Origin of the sequence: Polyangium sp. y55x31 (assembly GCF_029946505.1) — a bacterium.
Classification (GTDB): Bacteria; Myxococcota_A; Polyangia; order Polyangiales; family Polyangiaceae; genus Polyangium.
This window is the reverse complement of the sequence record NZ_JARZHG010000053.1, coordinates 54,858-71,408: the sequence shown is the minus strand read 5'-3', so window position 1 is coordinate 71,408 and position 16,551 is coordinate 54,858. Positions and strand designations below refer to the sequence as shown.

12 protein-coding genes, 1 tRNA gene and 1 pseudogene are annotated in these 16,551 nt (G+C 67.7%); 9 read left to right on the top strand and 5 right to left on the bottom strand.

Annotated elements, in window-relative coordinates:
- Nucleotides 1-148: 148 nt before the first annotated feature.
- Nucleotides 149-763: pseudogene (locus tag QHF84_RS46225) on the bottom strand (IS630 family transposase); the annotation flags it as partial.
- A gap of 400 nt (nucleotides 764-1,163) precedes the next feature.
- Between QHF84_RS46225 and QHF84_RS46220 the strand changes: the two are divergent.
- The 7 genes from QHF84_RS46220 (at nucleotide 1,164) to QHF84_RS46190 (ending at nucleotide 7,843) form a co-directional block, all read left to right on the top strand.
- Nucleotides 1,164-1,949: a hypothetical protein gene (locus QHF84_RS46220; protein WP_281320028.1), complete on the top strand. Its 786-nt coding sequence runs from the start codon at nucleotides 1,164-1,166 to the stop codon at nucleotides 1,947-1,949.
- A 119-nt stretch (nucleotides 1,950-2,068) separates the two neighbouring features.
- Nucleotides 2,069-2,656, top strand: coding sequence for a hypothetical protein (locus QHF84_RS46215; protein ID WP_281320027.1), 588 nt, complete (start codon nucleotides 2,069-2,071; stop codon nucleotides 2,654-2,656).
- 1 nt (nucleotide 2,657) lies between these two features.
- Nucleotides 2,658-3,776, top strand: coding sequence for a hypothetical protein (locus QHF84_RS46210; protein WP_281320026.1), 1,119 nt, complete (start codon nucleotides 2,658-2,660; stop codon nucleotides 3,774-3,776).
- Nucleotides 3,773-4,321: a hypothetical protein gene (locus tag QHF84_RS46205; RefSeq protein ID WP_281320025.1), complete on the top strand. Its 549-nt coding sequence runs from the start codon at nucleotides 3,773-3,775 to the stop codon at nucleotides 4,319-4,321. The genes QHF84_RS46210 and QHF84_RS46205 overlap by 4 nt, the downstream gene beginning before the upstream one ends.
- A gap of 426 nt (nucleotides 4,322-4,747) precedes the next feature.
- Nucleotides 4,748-6,763 carry an HTTM domain-containing protein gene (locus tag QHF84_RS46200; protein WP_281320024.1) on the top strand — a complete coding sequence of 672 codons (2,016 nt, stop codon included), beginning with the start codon at nucleotides 4,748-4,750 and terminating at the stop codon, nucleotides 6,761-6,763.
- A 71-nt stretch (nucleotides 6,764-6,834) separates the two neighbouring features.
- A tRNA-Ala gene (locus tag QHF84_RS46195) sits at nucleotides 6,835-6,910 on the top strand.
- A 297-nt stretch (nucleotides 6,911-7,207) separates the two neighbouring features.
- Entirely contained in the window at nucleotides 7,208-7,843 is a 636-nt protein-coding gene (locus tag QHF84_RS46190) for a DUF4360 domain-containing protein (RefSeq protein ID WP_281320023.1), read from the top strand.
- Nucleotides 7,844-7,907: 64 nt separating this feature from the next.
- Here QHF84_RS46190 and QHF84_RS46185 read toward each other — a convergent pair whose 3' ends face one another.
- The gene (locus QHF84_RS46185) at nucleotides 7,908-8,531 is read right to left on the bottom strand and encodes a histidine phosphatase family protein (protein ID WP_281320022.1); all 624 of its coding nucleotides are present in this window, start codon (nucleotides 8,529-8,531) and stop codon (nucleotides 7,908-7,910) included.
- 212 nt (nucleotides 8,532-8,743) lie between these two features.
- Here QHF84_RS46185 and QHF84_RS46180 point away from each other — a divergent pair, with 212 nt between their 5' ends.
- Complete coding sequence (locus QHF84_RS46180; protein ID WP_281320021.1) at nucleotides 8,744-12,667, top strand: isopeptide-forming domain-containing fimbrial protein; 3,924 nt, start codon at nucleotides 8,744-8,746, stop codon at nucleotides 12,665-12,667.
- Between the two features lie 72 nt (nucleotides 12,668-12,739).
- On the opposite strand, the gene QHF84_RS46175 is transcribed toward QHF84_RS46180, so the two are convergent.
- Complete coding sequence (locus QHF84_RS46175; protein WP_281320020.1) at nucleotides 12,740-13,903, bottom strand: hypothetical protein; 1,164 nt, start codon at nucleotides 13,901-13,903, stop codon at nucleotides 12,740-12,742.
- Nucleotides 13,904-14,101: 198 nt separating this feature from the next.
- Between QHF84_RS46175 and QHF84_RS46170 the strand changes: the two genes are divergently transcribed.
- Nucleotides 14,102-14,656, top strand: coding sequence for a GNAT family protein (locus tag QHF84_RS46170; RefSeq protein ID WP_281320019.1), 555 nt, complete (start codon nucleotides 14,102-14,104; stop codon nucleotides 14,654-14,656).
- Between the two features lie 12 nt (nucleotides 14,657-14,668).
- Here the strand turns inward: QHF84_RS46170 and QHF84_RS46165 are convergent, their stop codons facing one another.
- Together QHF84_RS46165 and QHF84_RS46160 are read right to left on the bottom strand one after the other, a co-directional pair.
- A complete protein-coding gene (locus tag QHF84_RS46165; protein ID WP_281320018.1) occupies nucleotides 14,669-15,550 on the bottom strand; it encodes a 1-acyl-sn-glycerol-3-phosphate acyltransferase in 882 nt (293 codons plus the stop codon).
- Complete coding sequence (locus tag QHF84_RS46160; protein WP_281320017.1) at nucleotides 15,547-16,317, bottom strand: alpha/beta fold hydrolase; 771 nt, start codon at nucleotides 16,315-16,317, stop codon at nucleotides 15,547-15,549. Before QHF84_RS46160 ends, QHF84_RS46165 begins: the two co-directional genes overlap by 4 nt.
- Nucleotides 16,318-16,551: the final 234 nt, after the last annotated feature.

The following is a 16,551-nucleotide window of genomic DNA, read 5'->3' as shown; positions in this document are numbered from 1 at the left end:
ACACCTGCATATGTCGTCAGCAATCAAAAATGTACCGACGACTGGACCGAGCCTCGTTCGATTGATCCTACAAAGTGGGATGTTGGAGCCGATGGACCTACTCGACGGTTTATGAGATGAGTTCTAGTGTCCTGGGACCGAAGTTCATTCAAGAACGCTCTGGGGCATGGATGTCGAGCGTCGTCTGCGCGAAGCGCCTGATGTTCTCGATGATCTCGTCGGCGGTCTTCGTCCACACGAAGGGCTTGGGGTCCTCGTTGTGTGCGTCGAGGTCCTCGCGGCTCGCCTTTTCCAGCTCGCGCACGCTGCAATGAACGCCGCGCCGTAGCGCGCGTTCGGTGAGCAGCGCGAACCACCTCTCCACCAGATTGAGCCATGATCCGTGGGTCGGCGTGAAGTGCACGTGGAACCTCGGATGCCGTGCGAGCCATCGCTGGATGAGCGGCGTCTTGTGCGTTGCGTAGTTGTCGAGGATGAGGTGGAGATCGAGCTCCTTCGGCACTGCGTCGTCGATCGCCTGCAGAAACTTCCGGAATTCGACGGCCCGGTGCCGCTGATACATCCGACCGATGACCTTGCCCGTCTCGTAGTCGAGCGCGGCGAACAGCGTCGTGGTCCCATGCCGCACGTAGTCGTGCGTGCGTCGCTCGATTTGCCCGGGCCGCATCGGCAAGAGCGGCAGCGAGCGGTTGAGCGCCTGGATCTGCGACTTCTCATCCACGCAGAGAACGACCGCATTGTCCGGCGGGTGCATGTACAGGCCACTCCGAGGCCGGCGCACGGCTCGGTCATGCCTATGGCCATTCGCCGAACATCAACGTCACCTCCGAGGTCACCTCCGAGGTCCGCTCCGCGTCCCGACCCGACCTCGGAGGTTGGTTCAGGGCGCTGTACGAAGCTGGAACCCGACCTCCGAGGTTGGTTTCGAGTGCCGCGCGGACCTCGAAGGTGACCTCGGGGGTCGGTTTGGAGCTCGGCGCGGACCTCGAAGGTGACCTCGGGGGTCGGTTTGGAGCTCGGCGCGGACCTCGAAGGTGACCTCGGAGGTTCGGTCGGAGCTCGGCGCGGACCTCGAAGGTGACCTCGGAGGTCGATCTTCGTGACCTGTGACACGTCCCTTCCCCCTTGCCAGTCCTTCCGTGGGGGCTGTACATTCCCATACCATGACAGCTTCCGTCCGTGACCTACAAATCGGGGAGATGATCAGTGTCTCGGCGCACTGGCTCGATCCTCAGCACAGGCCCTCGTTCCTCGCCATCCCGGAGGTCGCGCCGCTCATCGGGCGCCTTGAGGCGGTGCATACGGACCTCGTCGCGGCGCGGGACGGCGACAGCTCGGCGTCCGCGCTCCGCGCCCTCGGCGAGGAGGCCGAGGAGCTCGACGATCGTCACGATCACCTCTCGCGCGCGCTCTTTTATTCGATGCTCGCGGCCCAGCATTACGAGCTCGGCAAGCCCATTCCCAACGAAGCGACGGCGGAGGCCATCGAGGGCGCGCGGGAGGCGCTGTTTCCGCAAAAACTCAACATCGTCTCTGCCTCGTACCAGGCGGAAGCGGGCAATGCCGCGCAGATCGCGAAGCTCGCCGAGGGCGAGCTCTCCCCGGTGCTCGGGGCCATTCACGTCGACAAGGACACGTCCGCGAAGGACGTCGCCTTGCAGCTCGGCGAGACGGGGAAACAGCTCGGCGCCGTCGAGAATCAGAAGCCGCAAGCCGCCGCCGAGGCGCAGAAAATCGCAATCGCGCCGGCCGAGGTCCGCAAGCGGATGCGCGCTTGGGCGAGGGTCGCCGAGACGATCCTCGCGAACCTCGACGAATCGGTCGCGCCCGCCGCGATGGTGGACGCCATTCGCGCTCCATTGCTCGCGGCGGCGGAGAAGGCGACGGCGCGGAGACGCGCGAAGCGCGCGGCGAAGGCGAAGCAGGGGGCCGGGACCCCGGAGGGTTGAGGCGCCGGGGGGCGCGGTTGACGTCATTGTCGACCCCGTGAGAGCATCCGTTCGTGAAACCGCTCCTCCGCGCTGCGGCGATCGGGCTGATCGCCCTCGTTTTGCCGAGCTGTTCGATCATGGATCCGGATGACCGCCAGGCGCTGCGCGACCGGCTCGCCGGGATGGCGCCTGAAGACATCATCCTCATGCGGCGGACGGTCATGAACGCGAAGGGGATCAACTACTTCAGCATGGTCCCCGAGGCCGATCAGGTAGGGAAGATCCAGTGCCGCGTGTTCGCCGGAAATCAGTGGGGTAACTGGCAGGATCAAGAACCGAGTTGGATCGTCTACGACCTTCTCCGCTGCCTCAAAGAGGTGCCCTTGGCCGTGACCTACCTCATGTGCAAGGACGAGTGGGTATCCACGCAGACGACTCTTAAAAAGCAGGAGCTTCTGGAGAGCCAGATTCCTGGCACGGACGTCGAGTGTCGCTTCGTGTTCGATTGGCGATACGAACCGGACAAGGTGCCGGAGTCTTTGTGGAAGGAAGAGTCGATCTCGTTCGACGATATGATCGACGTCCTGGTCTCCCTTCCCGCGCCGCCGCCGGGGTTCGTTGCGCCAGAGCTCGCGCCTCTGCTTTGTCCGCTCGGCGCGGGACCGGGGTGGGGGTGCCCGAGCGATCCGGCCACCGAAACAGATCCGCCGGAAGGAGGAGGGTGACGTGAAGCGGGATCAGACCCTCGACCCCAAGCCCATTGCGAAAGGGCCCAGCGCTGCGCTCGAGGCCGAGCTCGGGCTGGAGTATTGGTACATGGAGGACGAGGCCGGCAAGCTTGCGATCGCGGCCGAAATTGCTCAGCTCCGCCGCCGGGCTTTCCAGGATCCCGTCCCCGAGGAGGACGTGGAGTGGGCGCGGCTTCACCGCGAACGAGACGCGTGGGCCCTGGAGGCGACGCGACGGCAGAACGCGGGGGAATGGGCGCACCAGGGCTATCTCGCAAGCACGGGGGGCACGTTCGAGGGCCGCGTTAGCTCTTGGAGGAGCTCCGAGCTCGATCACGAGCCCTGGTACGACTTCGGCGGTCGCGTGGCGGGCGCCCCCGAAGGCGAGAGCGAAGAGGAGACCCTGGGCGCTGCTCTGGCCGCCTTTGGAAGCCGCGCGGGGCAGCCGGCGCCAGAGCCTTCGGAGCACTGGCGCGCAGCAGCCCGGGCCGTAAGGGAGAAATGGACGGATAGAAAGGCTCGCGCCTGGAAAGGGCCGCTCGAGCCCGTGAAAGGATCGGTCGTCCCTCCGGGTACGAAGGAGCGACTGCGAGAGCTCCGAATGAAGCGGGCCGAGCTCAAGATCCTCCCCCTCGCGCCGGGCCCCGCCGCCGCGCGCGAGGCCGAGCTCGCGCGGGAGCTTTATTGCACGGTCGATCCTGCCGAGAGGGAGGCGCTGCTCGCGGAGCTCCTGGAGCTCGATCGCCAGGCCAAACAAGAGCCCGTCCCCCAGGAGGACGCGGAATGGGCCCGCGCCCATCGGGAGGGTGAGCGTGGCCTCCTGCGAAGAATACGCGCCGTGCGCAAGGACATCGCTGCCGAGCTAGCCTACCGCGCGTATTGCGAGACGGAAGGCATACCGGTGGACGAGAGGGCGCTCGCGACCCGCCTCCCGGGCGAGTTCTACTGGGTCGGCAATCGAATGATCGAGAAGCCCGAGGAGGCCGAGCAAGAGACGCTGGCAGCGGTCCTCGCCGTGTATGCGGCATGCACGCGAAAGGAGCCACCGCGCCCCTCGGAAGCCTGGCTCACCGCGATCCGCAAGGTACGCGAAGTTCTACCGAAGCCCAAATCATGAATACCCGCGCCATGGTCACGCTCTGCGGGCCATTCCTCGCCGCACTTCTCCACACTCGTACAGCCCACGCAGATCCCGACTCGTGGCAATTCGACGTAAAAGCCTCCTACGTCGTCCTCGGCGACCACGCCAGGCGCTCGACCGGCGGCCTCATGCCCTCCCTCACCGCTCGCCGCACCTTTGCCCTGCGCGAAAACGTATCTCTCGGCCTCGGCGCTCATCTCGGCGCTTTTGGCCTCTTCCGCGACGCAGCCTGGATGGGCATCCTCGGAGGCCCCCTCCTGGGCGCTGGCTATCGACCCTCCCGCGCCCCCTTGTCCTTCGAGCTCGCCGCGCACCTCGATTTCGGCCGCGTCCCCATCTGCAATGCGTGGGCCCTCTGTTCACGGTATCTCGGCCTCTTCCCCGCGCTCCATCTCGGGATCGCCTACACGCTCGCGAAGCACCTGGCCCTCGTCGCCGCCTGCAGCGTGCGCTTCCTCCGCACGCTCGCATGGACCGGCATCAGCATGGAACCCGCAGTCGCCGGCAGGTTCTCCTTCTGAGCGACCTGTCAAGCCCCAACCGAGATCGGCCCGCTACGCCGCCCCGTCCGTTCGAGCGCTCCCCGCGGGCGACGTGGCATCTGCCGGCGCCGTTACCGCTTCGGTCCGAGATTTCCACACGTGATGGATCACGAGGATCGCGCAAATCGCCCATGCGATCTGCGTCGCTCGATGCTCCAGCAGCCGGTCGAGGAGGACCTGGCGGGCGTAGTCCCATACCCGCGGCCCGCGCGGCGTCTCCCCGGGGATCAGGCATAACACCCCCGCGATGAAGGTGCACCAGGCCAGGGTCTTCCGTTCCGTAGCGTCCAGCATGTGATAGCCCCGCGGATACGCAGGATCGCGCCGAGCCTAGCGCGAACCCTGCGCGCGCGGGAAGGGAAGAGGTGCGGCGGCGCGAAATTCGCGCTAATGGGGGAACGCCCCATGAGCTCCGCCACCGGCCAGCCTCCCATCGACGCAAGCACGGCCCCCGAGGCCCTCGACGAAGCGCCGGAAGAGCCCTCCGAAGCCGCGCCCGAGACGCCCAAGGGGCTCGGATGGCTCTCGTGGCACCTCCAGGGCTACTGGACGATCATCCGCGACGTCTACCTCTCGATCGACCGGCGGACCCTCGGCTTCGCCCGGATCATGCTCGGCTTCCTCCTCGTCACGGACCTCTTCCGGCGCACGCCGGACTGGCTCCACATGTACTCGGACAAGGGGGTCCTGCCGACGCACCTGAACCTCTTCCGGCCTCAGGCCTGGGGCGCGTTCACCCTCTTCAATGCCTTCTCCACCGCCCCCGAGCTCTGGGCCCTCTGGGCGATCCTCCTCGTCACGTTCACCTGCGTCCTCGTCGGCTACAAGACGCGTATCGCCCACGTCCTCGCCGCGATCTTCGTGGCCAGCATGAATGGCCGCATCCTCCTCATCGAGAATGGCGGCTACGTCGTTTTCAACCTCCTCGTGATGTGGACCGCGTTCCTCCCGATGGGGGACCGCTTCTCCGTCGACGCCCTGCTCGACTCGATGCGCCGCCGCAAAGAGGCGAACGCGGACGAGCTCAACGACCGCACCGACGTCATCGAGCCGCGCAAGCTCACGCCGCACGTCTCGCTCGTGGCCGGCGTCATCCTCCTCCAGATCTGCGCCATTTATTACTTCAACGTCATTCACAAGACCGGGACGGCCTGGAAAAACGGCACGGCAGTCCATTACGTGCTCTGGGTCGACCGCATGGTCACGCCCATCGTGGCGGCCGTGCGTGGCCTCGTCCCGCCCGCGCTCATCATCGTCGGCACGAAGTTCGTCCTGATGGCCGAGGCCACGATCCCGATCTGCCTCGCCTCGCCGCTCGGCCGTGCCTGGGCCCGCCGGCTCGCCATCGCGCTCATGTGCATCCTGCACATCGGCTTCGGCGCGACGTTCGTCCTCGGCCCCTTCGCCTGGGCGATGTGCGTCTTCTCCACGTTGCTCTTCACCACCGACGACTGGGAGCTCGCCACCCGCACGATGCGCCGCGCCCACCGCGCGCGGGTCGTCCTCTTCGACGGATCCTCCGGCGCCTCGCTCTGGCTCTGCCGCATCTGGAAGCGCCTCGACCGCTACGAGCTGCTCACGTTCCGCGCCGAGGAGGGCCTCACGCATGGCATCGCCGTGGAGCGCCCGCAGGACAACAAGCGCCTCGAGCGTAGCGCCGCCCTCGCCGACATCATCGCGGCCTTGCCGCTCGGCCCCGCGATCGCCTGGCTCTTCCGCGCGCCTGGCCTCTCGCACCTCGTCGACGCGATCTGGAACGTGATCACCACGCGCGACGTCTCGCGTTTCTTCGGCCTGCGCGTCCCGCGCGCGCCGGGCCCCGTGACCAGCACCGAGCCTTCGCCGCTTCGTCGGAAGGTCGGTCGTTTCGTCATCACGCTGCGCGAGCTCGCCATCGTCGCGATGCTCGCGGGCGCGGTGAACCAGGCGCTCGTCGAGCTCTGGGTCGTCAACCGCCGCGTGAAGGTCCCGCACCCCGAGCCCTTGCGCGTCCTCGCGCAGAAGATGCGCTACCTCCAGGGCTGGTTCATGTTCTCGCCGAACCCCGTGATGGACGACGGCACGATCATCGTCGACGCGAAGACCATCGACGGCCGCTCGATCGACCCGTTCACCGGAAAGCCGCCGGAGTTCGACCTCACGAAGGCCCAGAGCCTCCGGTACAACCAGATCTGGAGCGACTACTTCAACCGCATGCACCTGCCGGCGAACTCGGCGTACCGGGACGCGATGCGGGACTTCATCTTCCGCTACCCGGAGCGCACGGGGCGGCCGGAGGACACGATCGTCTCGGGGGACGTGTACTGGATCCAGGACATGAACCCGCCCTTCGGCAAGACGCAGTCGTACAAGCTGGAGAAGAACAAGCTGTTCTCCTTCGAAAACCCCGCCGTCCGCACGCAGGCGAGGTCCGGAGGCTGACCGAACCGCCGAAACAAAACTTTCGTCTTGACTCGTGAAGCTCAATCAGTAGAGTCCCGCGAGTCGCTGACGGGCCTGTAGCTCAGTTGGGAGAGCGCTAGAATCGCACTCTAGAGGTCGCAGGTTCGATCCCTGTCAGGTCCACCAAGAAAAACCCGCAGCGAGAAGAAGCGCCGTGTTCCCGAGCTGGAACACGGCGTTTTTCGTTTTCCATGCGCTCGTGTTCCGCGATGTCCTTCCGCGGACGCACGCTGGCGCGCTCGAAAACGCGGGAAAGGAAGCGCGCCGAGGGCGCCGTCCGAGGCTTGCGACCGCCTGCTCGCCTCCTCAGGTTCGCGATCGGACGGCACGGAGGGGGCGGTCTGGGCGGACCCCTGCGCCTTCGTCGTGCCCAATACACCGCCGCGGGCCGAAGACCCGCGAGCGATCTGGGGGGACATCATCATGAAGAAGCTCTTCGTTGCGTTCGTCGCGGCCGGCTCGGTCGTCCTCGGCATCTCGGAGCGGGCCGACGCACAGCCTTACGACCTCATCGAACCGCCCGAAGGCGTCGAGATCCGCGGGCTCGTGTACAACGGCACCGGCTGCCCGCAGAACTCGGTCGCCGGCACCCTCTCCGAGGACCGCAAAGCCCTGGAGCTCATCTTCGGGGCCTTCACCGCCGAGGCGAGCCCGCTCGGCCAGCCGAGCGAGGCGCGCAAGTTCTGCCAGATCACCGTCGATATGGCCTTCCCGCAGGGCTATAGCTTCTCGCTCGTCTCGGCCGACTACCGCGGCTTCGCCGAACTCGGGGCGGCCGTCGTCGGCACACAGACGTCGAACTACTACTTCACCGGCGGCCTGGGGCGCAGCTTCCGCACCAAGATCGTCGGGCCCTTCTCGGAGAACTACTTCCGCCGCGACAACCTCACCCTCGAGGCCGTGGTGTGGTCGCCGTGCGGCGCGAGCCGACCGCTCAACATCAGCACGCAGGCGGCCGTCTCGACGCTCGCGAACCCCTCGGGCAGCGGCCTCATGACCGTCGACTCGGTGAGCCTCGTCGTGCAACAGACGTACAACATCATCTGGCGCAAGTGCTGACGCGGCCTTCGTGAGCGAAAGGCGGGCCTCCGGACGTGTCCTCGTCCGGGGGCCCGCATTCGTTTCAGGTCAAACCTTCGAGGTGGCTGCGGTCGTTGATGCAGAGGATGCGCACGGTGTCGTCGTGGCGCTCGACGCGCTGGACCGAGCAGTTGTCCACGCGGAAGACGACGGGCGGCGCGAGCTCCACCGGCACGCCGAGCAGGTGGTAGAGGAGCTGGTTGATCGCCACGCCGTGGCTCACGAGCACGATCCGGCCCTCGGCGCCGCGGGTGAAGAGGCCTTCGACGAAGCCCGCGATCCGGGCCCGGCAGTCGGCGTTCGACTCGCCGCCCGGGGGGCGGAAGAGCGGGTCGCGCGCGAGCAGCGCTCGCCACACGTCGGGGTGACGCGCCTCGATGTCGGCGAACGAAGTGCCGGTCAGCTCGCCGAAATTGCGCTCGCGCAGGGCCGGGTCCGCGACGAGCGGCACGCCGGACTTCTCGACGATGGGCGCTGCCGTTTCCAGGGCCCGCGGCAGATCACTCGCGAAGATCGCGGTGACCGGCTTCTCCGTGATCCGCCGCGCCACGGCCTCGGCTTCGCGGCGCCCACGATCGGTGAGCGGTGAGGGGCCGTGCCCTGTGAAGACACGATCTCGGTTCCCCTCCGATTGACCGTGTCGAACGATGATGAGTTCGATGTGCATGGTGCGAGAGCGCTGTGCCCTCAGCGATCAGCATAACGCGTCCGCGAGGAGTGAGGACCACGAGCCGCACATCGTTGATGCCTGCAGGCATCGATATGAATTCTTCTTCATTCAGCAGGATCGCGCTTCTTGTCGGGATGACGCGCGGATCGACTGCTGGTACGGAACTTGATGATAAACCGGGGTTGCATCCGATTGCTTGGAGAGGACGCATGAGAAGAAGAACGGCCCTCGGCGGCATCGTCGCCGCTCTCGTCTGCGTGACGGCCGGTACGGCGAGCGCAGCACCGGCGCAGCGTTTCCAGGTCACCCAGCGGGGTGACTTCGTTCTGATCGGCAACACGCTCGCGCAGGACTGCGGGTCTGGAGTCCCCGCGCCCATCGTCGGAAACGTCGGCGCCTGCGGCACGAACACGACCGACAGCGCGCCCGACGTGTACTGGCAAGCGGACGCGCCCGCGGCCGGCCAGGCCTCTGCCAGCACGATGGTGGGCGTGAGCGCCGCGCGGACGACCGCGAACCTGACCCTGCCGCTCGGCGCCACCGTCACGCACGCGTACCTCTACTGGGCCGCGCGCAGCCCGACCGGCGTGGCCGATCTCAACGTGAGCCTCGATCGTCCCGCGCCGTTCCCGAACGCGTTTGCCGAGAACGTGGCCGCGATCGACTCCATCGTCGGCGACCCGCTCTCGAACATCGACGAGTTCTATCAGTCGGTCGCGGACATCACGGCGCTCGTGCAGCAGTACGGCTCGGGCCCCTACCGCCTCGGCGGCGTCGACTCGGTCGCGCTGAACAACGTCCCCAACAACTCGCTGTTCGCCGGCTGGTGGATGGTCGTCGTCTACGAGCTCCAGAGCGAGCCGCCGCGCAACATCACGCTCTTCGACGGCTTCGACGAGGTCTCTAGCGAGGACCAGGACGGCATCGCGGCGACGATCTCCGGCTTCGCCGTCCCGCTCGCGGCCTACAACGCGAAGCTCGGCGTCGTCGCGTACGAGGGTGATGATCAGCAAGGCGGCGACAGCCTGAGCTGGAACGCGACCACGCTCTCGGACGCCGCCAACCCTGCCAACAACTTCTTCAACGGCACGCGCTCGCGCCTCGGCGCGCCCGTCTCGGTGATGGGGGATCTGCCGCAGCTCGCGGGCGCTGCGCGGAGCATGAGCGGCATCGATCTCGACATCCTCGACATCACGAGCATCGTCACGCCCGGCTCGACCTCGGCCCAGCTCGTCGCGAAGACGTCGAGCGACGGCTACATCCTCGGCGGCTTCGTCACGGCGATCTCCACGCTCAAGCCCGACTTCACCTCGTCCGCGAAGAGCGTCACCGATCTGAACGGCGGCACGCTCAACCCCGGCGACGAGCTCGAGTACACGATCGTCGTCAGCAACACGGGCGACGACACGTCGAAGGAGACGGTTCTCACGGACAAACTCCCGGCCGAAGTGACGTACGTCCCGGGCTCTCTCGAGGTCGTCACGGGCCCGAACATGGGCGTGAAGACGGACGCGACGGCCGACGATCAAGGCGAGTTCGACGCGGCCACGAGCACGGTCGTCGTCCGCCTCGGCGCGGGCGCGAATGCGAGCGTCGGCGGCAGCCTCAACGTCGGCGAGACGACCACGATCCGCTTCCGCGTCACGGTGAATCCCGGCGTCGGCGGCAGCATCATCAACCAGGCCGTGATCAGCGCGAGCGGCACGCAAGGCGCGCCCGCCGAGGACACGCCGACCGACGGCAACGGCGCCACCCCCGGCGCGCCTCCCACCGTGGTCATCGTCGACTCGGACGCCGACGGTATTTCGAACGACGACGAGAACGCGGCCGGCACCGATCCGAACGACGCCGACTCGGACGACGACGGCGTGACCGACGGCATGGAGCCGCAATGGGACGTCGACTCCGACGGCGACGGCCTCATCAACGCGCTCGACCCCGACAGCGACAATGACGGCCTGCTCGACGGCACCGAGCTCGGCCTCGGCTGCGACGATCCCGCGACGAACGCCTCGGCCGGCGCCTGCCGCCCCGACGCGGACATGGGCGCGACGACGACCGATCCGCTCGACGCCGACACCGACAACGGCGGCGTGGGCGACGGCTCCGAGGACGGGAACCTCAACGGGCAGATCGATCCCGGCGAGGGCAATCCGCTCGATCCCTCCGACGACAACACGATCGCCGACACCGACGGCGACGGCCTCTCCGACATCGTCGAGGGCACGCTCGGCTCGGATCCGAACGACGCCGACAGCGACGACGACGGCGTGATCGACGGCCAGGAGCCGAACCCGTCGATCGACACCGACGGCGACGGCGTGCCCAACGTGCTCGACGCCGACAGCGACAACGACGGCCTCTTCGACGGCACCGAGCTCGGGCTCGACTGTTCGAACGCCGCGACCAACGTTTCGGCCGGCACCTGCAAGCCCGACGCGGACATGGGCGCGACGACGACGAGCCCGATCGACGCCGACACGGACGACGGCGGCGTGTCCGACGGCTCCGAGGACGCGAACCTCAACGGCCAGATCGATCCGGGCGAGGGCGATCCGAACAACCCCGCCGACGACAGCACCATCGTCGACAGCGACAACGACGGCCTCTCCGACATCGTCGAAGGCACGCTCGGCACCGATCCGAACGACGCGGACTCGGACGACGACGGCGTGCCCGACGGAGAAGAGCCGAACCCCGCCGAGGACTCGGACGGCGACGGCCTGATCAACGCGCTCGATCCCGACAGCGACAACGACGGCCTGCTCGACGGCACCGAGCTCGGCTACGACTGCAAGGCACCCGGGACGAACGAGGCCTACTGCGTGCCCGACGCCGACATGGGCGCGACGAAGACGAGCCCGATCGACGCGGACACGGACGACGGCGGCGTGAACGACGGCTCGGAGGACTCGAACCTCAACGGCCAGATCGATCCGGGCGAGAAGGATCCGAACGATCCGAGCGACGACAGCACTGTCCTCGACTCGGATGGCGACGGCCTCTCCAACGACCTCGAAGAGCACCTCGGCTCCGATCCGAACGACGCGGACACGGACGACGACGGCGTGCTCGACGGCGCCGAGCCGAACCCGTCGTTCGACACGGACGGCGACGGCGCGCCGAACATCACCGACGCCGACAGCGACAACGACGGCCTGTTCGACGGCACCGAGCTCGGCCTCGGCTGCGACAACCCCGCGACCGACAAGACCGAAGGCCGCTGCGTGCCCGACGCCGACATGGGCGCGACGAAGACGAGCCCGATCGACGCGGACACGGACGACGGCGGCGTGTCCGACGGCTCCGAGGACGCGAACCTCAACGGCGTCATCGATCCGGGCGAGGGCAACCCGAACGATCCGAGCGACGACAGCACGATCGTCGACACGGACGGCGACGGGCTCAGCGACGATCTCGAGGGCTTCCTCGGCTCGGATCCGAACGACGCGGACACGGACGACGACGGCGTGATCGACGGCAAGGAGCCGAACCCGAGCGACGACTCGGACGGCGACGGCATCAAGAACGTCGTCGATCCGGACAGCGACAACGACGGCCTGCCCGACGGCCTGGAGCTCGGGTTCGATTGCTCGAACCCGGCGACGGATCCGGCGGCGAACCTCTGCAAGGCCGACGCGGACAGCGGCGCGACCACGACGAGCCCGATCGACGCGGACACCGACAACGGCGGCATCCCCGACGGCGTCGAGGACGCGAACGGCAACGGCGCGGTCGATAGCGGCGAGACCGATCCGAACGACCCGAGCGACGACGTCGTCGAGGAATGCGACGTCGACGCCGATTGCGGCGGCCCGACGAGCGGCATGGTGTGCGACGAGAGCAACGCTTGCGTCGAGGGTTGCCGCGGCAGCGGCGGCAACGCTTGCCCGTCGGAGCTCGAGTGCACCTCGATGGACGGCAGCATCGGGCAATGCGTGGATCCGACCGGCGCGGGCGGCGGCGGCACGGGCGGTGGTGGCACGGGCGGCGGCGACACGGCCGACGGCGTCAAGCTTGGCGGTGGTTGCGCGGGTTGCGCGGTCGCGACCGACGACGACGCCTCGCGTGGCTTGCTCGCGGCGCTCGGCGTCGCGCTCCTCGCCTTTGGTCGTCGCCGTCGGCGCGCCTGAGGCGATGAAAAAGGGGCTCGGCCTTCCGCGCCGAGCCCCCTCCTTCCCCCGTTCATCCTTCCAAACCCGGACTCACTTGCAGCAGAAGGTCACCGCGCCTTCGGGCGTGAGCTCGCCTGTCGGCGCGCCGCCCGTCGGGACGCACGAGCCGCTCGGCGTGGCGGGCACCTGCTGAACCGACCACGTGTTCGAGTCGAGCGGCGCGCTCACGTTCCTGCACGTGCCACTGTCCACGGCGATCGGATTGTCGCCGCCGGCCATGCACATGTCGTAGTCGAAGAAGCGGTACTGCCCGCCCATGCACGTCGCGTCGGGCTCGCACGCGCACGCGCTGCATGCGCGCGTGTCCGTGGCGTTCTTGTAACTCACGATCTGCGTGAAGCCGTCGGGGCACGCGTGCTCGCCCTCCTGCCGCAGGCAGAGGCTCTCCGTGTCCGCGGCGGGCTTCGGCGCGCAGGCCGATCCGGCGCCGCAGCCGCCGTTCGAGGTCTTCGCGCCGCACGCCGCGATCTTGCCGGCGAAGGGCTCCTTGTTCTGGAAGTCGCTCACGGAGGGCGGACAGCTCCCGGGCGAGGTCACCATCGCCGTCCCGTTCAGGCGGCACGAGAGCGAGATGGAGAGGCCGAGCAGGTTCGTCGGCTTGGCGCACGCGCCGTTCTGGAACGCGCCCGTCCAGCTCTCGCCGTTGCCGAAGCAATTGCCCGTGTTCGTGTGACACTGCAGGCCCGGCGTCGAGCACGCCGCGCCTTCCAGAGTCCCGCAGGTGCACGCCGAACACTCGGCCGCGCCCGCGGGATCCGTGAAGAGCACCTCGGCCCCGGCGCCGGCTTCGCACGACGCGGGCACCACGTCCCCTTCCGCGGCCCACGTGTACGACCAGCCCGCCGGCGCCTCGTCCACGCAGGTAAAACCCTCCGTGCAATCGGCGTCGGCGCAGTCGACATCGCCGTCGCCGTCGTTGTCTGCGCCGTCGAGGCAGTCCTCGCTCCCGCTCGTCCCCGCGCCCGCGCCGCCCTGTCCGCCCCCGCCTTGTCCGCCGCCGCCTGGCCCGCCGCCGCCGGGCCCGCCGGGTCCGGCGGAGCCGCCGGATCCTGTGTTCGTGGCGTTTCCAGCGCCGGCGCTCCCGCCGGTCTGGAACACGTCCGACGTATCGGAGCCGCATCCGAAGAGCGACGCGCCGAGCAGGGTGAGCGCCACGCCCGAAAGGGCGGTGGAGGCGACGATGGAGAGACGCAATGTGCGACGAGGCCGAACGCGGCTGGGCATGGTTAAGCTCCCGGGTTTTCGAAGGATTCGAACGACCCCGAGAGATATCGCGAAACGTGGGATTCGAGAAGGATCGTCGCGCGCCCTACTGCATCCATTGCGCGAGCGGGCGACTTGCCCTTAGCATCGCGGCGTCGCGGACCCTCCCCGCGTTTTTCTGCGATGACGATGGCCTTATCTGCGGTCCCGCGTGGCTCCCAGGTCCAGCTCGTGCCGCCTCGCGCGGCTCATGCGCAGCTCTGGTTCGGCTGGCGGAGCGAGGCGCATGCCCAGAGGCACATGCCGATCGAGCCGTGGTCGGTCGATGCGCTGCGCCGGAGGCTCGTCGCGTCGACGCCGGACCTCTCGGATCCAGAGAAGCAGGAGCACCGCTGGATCGTGCAGTGTCAGGACGAGTGTGTGGGGATCGTCTCGATCCTCAGGCCGAGCTTTCGCCTCGGCCACGCCGAGCTCAGCTACCACGTCGCGCAGGCCTACCATCGCCGGGGCATCGCCACGCAGGCGGTGGCGGCGCTCATCGATCGGGTCTTCGAGCAGACCGACCTCGCGCGGCTCTACGCGTACATCAGCGAACCGAACCGCGCCTCGCGTAGGCTCGCGGAGAAGCTCGGCTTCGTGCACGAGGGCACGCTGCGCGAGCATTTCATGATCCACGGCCGCCGCGTGGATCAGTGTGTCTACGGCCTGCTCCGGCGCGAGTGGAGCTCGCCGCGCAAGCGCTGAGCGGAAAGCGGGTCAGCCGAGGACGGGGTACTTGCGCTCGTCGTAGAGCTCGCCGAGGCGCTTGCGCATGCGGCCGACGACGAGGTCGAAGCCGGCCTGCACGATCTCCGGATCGGAGGCGTGGTGCGGGCCGAGGTCCAATCCGAGCGCCTCGGAGAGGTGGATCGGGGGCAGGACCTCGGTCGTGATCTTCGCGGGCAGCGGGATTTGCGGCAGGAACGGCAGCGCCCAGACCCCCCAGGGCAGCCCCGCGAGGACGGGCCAGATGTCGGCGGACCGCACGATCTTCGGGATGCCGATCGCCTTCGCGAACTCGTGGCCGCCGGAGAGGACGACGACGGTCTCGTGCGAGCCTGCGGAGACCACGGGCGTGATGGGCAGCCCCCAGCGGATCGCCTGCGCGATGAAGCCTTTGCGACCGCCGAGGTCGATCTTCGCGCGGTGCCAGAACGGGCGGAACGACTCGCGGGCGGCGCCGGGGAAGAGCAGGACGGATTGCCCGCGCTCGAGCACGGCGTCCATGGCATTCCGGTCGGCGCGGAGCAGCCCCGAATCCGCGAGCAGCTTGGAGAACGGATCCCAGAGGCTGTGCAGCAAATCGTGCGTGAGAACGTAGAGCGGGCGATCGAAGCCGAAATGGTCGTACCAGTGGACTCCGAGGCAGAGGCCATTGATCGGAAGCACGCCGCCGTCGTGGTGGGAGACGATGATCGTCTGGGACGACGGGAGCCGCTCGGCGCCGCGAATCTCGCTGCGAAAATATGATTTCACGATCCGCGAGATGATGCGGTGCGAGCGCCGGACGACGTCCTTGCGGATCTCGGGGACGGTATGTCCGTATTTTCGGGTGCTCTTGCGGGACGCGCTCGAATGCTGCGCGACTTCGGATTTCATGCGGGAATCGTCCTGGTCACCTCGGGCACGATCACGGAGCCGAAGAAGCCCTCGATCGTCCGGACGACCTCGTCCGGACATTCGATCATGGGCAGGTGGCCGCACCCAGGAATGACTCTCATTATAACCTTGGGTAGCTTGGCTGCCACCTCCGCCGCGCTCTCCCGTGGAATCAATCGGTCCCGCTCTCCCCAGACGACCAGGACTGGCATGCGGAAGCGATGCGCATTTTCCAGGATCGTCGGGGACACCAGATCTTTTGCCAGGTCGTGGAAGACCTTCGCCATTTCGTCAATGGTCGGGTGAATGGGCCGGTCGAGGGAATCCCTCACGAATTTCTCGGTATACTCGTTTCGAGCGACGAACACGTGGTCGAGCATCGGCATCGCCAGGCGGTCGAGCGTGCGCGACAGGAGCCAGGGCTGAAGCAGCGTCTCGGCGAGCCACGGCGTGCCGGGCGGGTACCTTCGCATCCCCGCCGCGCCGATCAGCACGAGCCGCTCGACCCGCTCGGGCGCACGTAACGCGGCTTGCGCCACGACCTGCCCTCCGGCCGAGTGCCCGACGAGCGTCACCCGGCGCATCCCGCGCTCGTCCATCCATTCCAGGAGCGTGTCGGCGTAGCCGTCGATCGTGTTCCGCGTCCTCGGCTTGTACGAGAGCCCGCAGCCCGGAAGATCGAGCCCAGCGAGGCGAAATCGCCCGGCGAGGGGGTTCAAGACATGCTCGAAGTGCGTGAAATCACCCACGAGTCCGTGGACGAACACCACGCTTTCCCCCTCTCCCGCGTCGAAGTAAGCGACGCTCCCACGCCGGAGCGCGGCGAAGCGCGTAGGGAACGGAAATGACTGCGAACGCCCCTGACCCTGACCACCGATGACGACCACGGGCCGGAAGGTACTGACGAGCCGGGCGACGTCGAGCGAAACCATTCGGAAGGACACGCGTCCGGGTCGGGTCACGCCGCGCCGAACCCGTGAAATATTGCCCACATCACGCAA

What these genes read in the sequence shown, in the direction of transcription:
- QHF84_RS46220 (WP_281320028.1), top strand. Translation starts at nt 1,164, where the DNA reads ATGACAGCTTCCGTCCGTGACCTACAAATCGGGGAGATGATCAGTGTC.
- QHF84_RS46215 (WP_281320027.1), top strand. Translation starts at nt 2,069, where the DNA reads ATGGATCCGGATGACCGCCAGGCGCTGCGCGACCGGCTCGCCGGGATG.
- QHF84_RS46205 (WP_281320025.1), top strand. Translation starts at nt 3,773, where the DNA reads ATGAATACCCGCGCCATGGTCACGCTCTGCGGGCCATTCCTCGCCGCA.
- QHF84_RS46200 (WP_281320024.1), top strand. Translation starts at nt 4,748, where the DNA reads ATGAGCTCCGCCACCGGCCAGCCTCCCATCGACGCAAGCACGGCCCCC.
- QHF84_RS46190 (WP_281320023.1), top strand. Translation starts at nt 7,208, where the DNA reads ATGAAGAAGCTCTTCGTTGCGTTCGTCGCGGCCGGCTCGGTCGTCCTC.
- QHF84_RS46185 (WP_281320022.1), bottom strand. Translation starts at nt 8,531, where the DNA reads ATGCACATCGAACTCATCATCGTTCGACACGGTCAATCGGAGGGGAAC.
- QHF84_RS46180 (WP_281320021.1), top strand. Translation starts at nt 8,744, where the DNA reads ATGAGAAGAAGAACGGCCCTCGGCGGCATCGTCGCCGCTCTCGTCTGC.
- QHF84_RS46170 (WP_281320019.1), top strand. Translation starts at nt 14,102, where the DNA reads ATGGCCTTATCTGCGGTCCCGCGTGGCTCCCAGGTCCAGCTCGTGCCG.
- QHF84_RS46165 (WP_281320018.1), bottom strand. Translation starts at nt 15,550, where the DNA reads ATGAAATCCGAAGTCGCGCAGCATTCGAGCGCGTCCCGCAAGAGCACC.